The organism is Jhaorihella thermophila, from assembly GCF_900108275.1.
GTDB classification, from domain to species: domain Bacteria; phylum Pseudomonadota; class Alphaproteobacteria; order Rhodobacterales; family Rhodobacteraceae; genus Jhaorihella; species Jhaorihella thermophila.
This window is the reverse complement of sequence record NZ_FNVD01000047.1, coordinates 2501-5676: the sequence shown is the minus strand read 5'-3', so window position 1 is coordinate 5676 and position 3176 is coordinate 2501. Positions and strand designations below refer to the sequence as shown.

Below are 3176 nucleotides of genomic sequence, written 5' to 3'. Positions count from 1 at the left end.
AGGTTCGATCGGTGCGGTCTTTTGTTTTTGGGCTGGTTATCATCGTTCAGAGAGATTGGAGTGATTGTTAGGTTTGGCGGTGACCTACTCTCCCACGTCTTGAGACGCAGTACCATCGGCGCTGCAGTGCTTAACTTCCGGGTTCGGGATGGGACCGGGTGTTTCACTTGCGCTGTGACCACCAAACCGAACAATCACTCCTGTGCGGCGCTGTGATGCGCCGCGGCAATCGTTGTTGTCCAAGTCGAGTTTGTTGGGATGGGTATGCTCTTTTTGGTCCAGTTTTTGTCTGTCTGTTACTGGATCAAGTCAAGCCAATCGGGCCATTAGTACCGGTCAACTGAACGCATTGCTGCGCTTACATCTCCGGCCTATCGACGTGGTGGTCTACCACGGCCCTCAGGGGATACCTTGTTTTGAGGGGGGCTTCCCGCTTAGATGCCTTCAGCGGTTATCCTTTCCGATCATAGCTACCCTGCACTGCGGCTGGCGCCACAACAGGTCCACCAGTGGATCGTTCACCCCGGTCCTCTCGTACTAGGGGCAACTCCTCTCAAGTATCCTGCACCCACGGCAGATAGGGACCGAACTGTCTCACGACGTTCTAAACCCAGCTCACGTACCTCTTTAAATGGCGAACAGCCATACCCTTGGGACCTGCTCCAGCCCCAGGATGAGATGAGCCGACATCGAGGTGCCAAACACTGCCGTCGATATGGACTCTTGGGCAGTATCAGCCTGTTATCCCCGGCGTACCTTTTATCCGTTGAGCGATGGCCCTTCCACTCGGGACCACCGGATCACTATGGCCGACTTTCGTCTCTGCTCGACTTGTCAGTCTCGCAGTCAGGCTGGCTTCTGCCATTGCACTCAACGAGCGATTTCCGACCGCTCTGAGCCAACCTTCGCGCGCCTCCGTTACTCTTTGGGAGGCGACCGCCCCAGTCAAACTACCCACCACGCAGGGTCCCGGACCCCGATGAGGGGCCGCGGTTAGACATCAAGAATGCAAAGGGTGGTATCTCAAGGGCGGCTCCACAGGAACTGGCGTCCCTGCTTCGAAGCCTACCACCTATCCTGCACATTGCAGTCCTGATGCCAGTGCGAAGCTGTAGTAAAGGTGCACGGGGTCTTTCCGTCTAACCGCGGGAAGCCTGCATCTTGACAGGCAATTCAATTTCGCTGAGTCGATGTTGGAGACAGCGGGGAAGTCGTTACGCCATTCGTGCAGGTCGGAACTTACCCGACAAGGAATTTCGCTACCTTAGGACCGTTATAGTTACGGCCGCCGTTTACCTGGGCTTCAATTCGGAGCTCTCACCCCTCCTTTTAACCTTCAGGCACCGGGCAGGCGTCAGACCCTATACGTCGTCTTGCGACTTCGCAGAGCCCTGTGTTTTTAGTAAACAGTCGCCACCCCCTGGTTTGTGCCCCCGGCTCCAAGTTGCCTTGGAACCGGGCCTCCTTCTCGCGAACTTACGGAGGCATTTTGCCGAGTTCCTTCAACATCGTTCTCTCAAGCGCCTTGGTATGCTCTACCAGTCCACCTGTGTCGGTTTAGGGTACGGTCCGATGGAGGGCTATTTCCAGGAACCCCTTGGCTGCCAACCCAATCCGATAAGGGCTGACAACTTCCGGGATCCGTCACATCCTCCTGGCCCAGGAATATTAACCTGGTTCCCATCGACTACGCCTTTCGGCCTCGCCTTAGGGGCCGGCTTACCCTGCTCAGATTAGCTTTAAGCAGGAACCCTTGGACTTTCGGCGACAGGGTCTCTCACCCTGTTTGTCGCTACTCATGTCATCATTCTCGCTCGTGATCTCTCCACCGGATGGCTCACGCCCCGGCTTCACAGAAAGCTCCTTGTCCTCCAATGCGTTCCGAGGAACGCCAAGGAGGATAGGAGCTATGTCACACGACGCTCCGCTACCGCAGCTTGCGCTGCCCTCAGCTTCGGCTCGTGGCTTGAGCCCCGTTACATCTTCGCCGCAGGACAACTTGTTTAGACCAGTGAGCTGTTACGCTATCTTTAAAGGATGGCTGCTTCTAAGCCAACCTCCTGGTTGTTTTGGTCGTCCCACCTGCTTTCCCACTTAGCCACGAATTGGGGGCCTTAGCTGGAGGTCAGGGTTGTTTCCCTCTCCACGACGGACGTTAGCATCCGCCGTGTGTCTGCCATCCAGTACTCCCGGGTATTCGGAGTTTGGTTAGGATCAGTAAGCCTGTGGGGCCCCATTACCCATCCAGTGCTCTACCCCCCGGGGTATTCGGATGACGCTCTACCTAAATAGATTTCGCGGAGAACCAGCTATCTCCGAGTTTGATTGGCCTTTCACCCCTAGGCACAGCTCATCCCGATCCTTTTCAACGGATGTGGGTTCGGTCCTCCAGTGCGTGTTACCGCACCTTCAACCTGGCCATGCCTAGATCACTCGGTTTCGGGTCTGATCCCACGAACTCATGCGCCCTATTAAGACTCGCTTTCGCTGCGCCTACACCTATCGGCTTAAGCTTGCTCGTGAGACCAAGTCGATGACCCATTATACAAAAGGTACGCCGTCAGCTCGCAAGGAGCCTCCGACTGATTGTAGGCGTTCGGTTTCAGGTACTGTTTCACTCCCCTCGTCGGGGTGCTTTTCACCTTTCCCTCACGGTACTGGTTCGCTATCGGTCAGCAAGGAGTACTTAGCCTTCGAAGGTGGTCCTCCGATCTTCAGACAGGATTTCACGTGTCCCGCCCTACTTGATACGTCCGATCATGCTTCCCATACGGGACTGTCACCCTCTATGGTCAGACTTTCCAGACTGTTCTGGTCACATTCACGGCTCGGCTGGTCCCCGTTCGCTCGCCACTACTAGGGGAGTTGCTGTTGCTTTCCTTTCCTCCGGGTACTTAGATGTTTCAGTTCCCCGGGTTCGCCCTTAAAACCCTATGTGTTCAGGTCTTAAGTACCTGTCTCAGCCCATTATAAGCTGCCCGAAGGCAATTATAACGAACTGTCAGGTGGGTTGCCCCATTCGGAGATCCATGGATCAAGGCCTATTCTCGGCTCCCCATGGCTTATCGCAGAGTATCACGTCCTTCATCGCCTCTTGCTGCCAAGGCATCCACCAAACGCCCTTCTCGCGCTTGACTTGATCCAGAAAGAGACAGACCGCAGCACGCAAGGCGCGC

Annotated in this window: 2 rRNA genes; both read right to left on the bottom strand. The window is 55.6% G+C overall.

Going from position 1 to position 3176, the window contains the following annotated elements:
• Window positions 1-71: 71 nt before the first annotated feature.
• A 5S ribosomal RNA gene (gene rrf, locus C4S70_RS18160) occupies window positions 72-186 on the bottom strand.
• Window positions 187-305: 119 nt separating this feature from the next.
• Window positions 306-3137, bottom strand: a 23S ribosomal RNA gene (locus tag C4S70_RS18155).
• Window positions 3138-3176 lie beyond the last annotated feature (39 nt).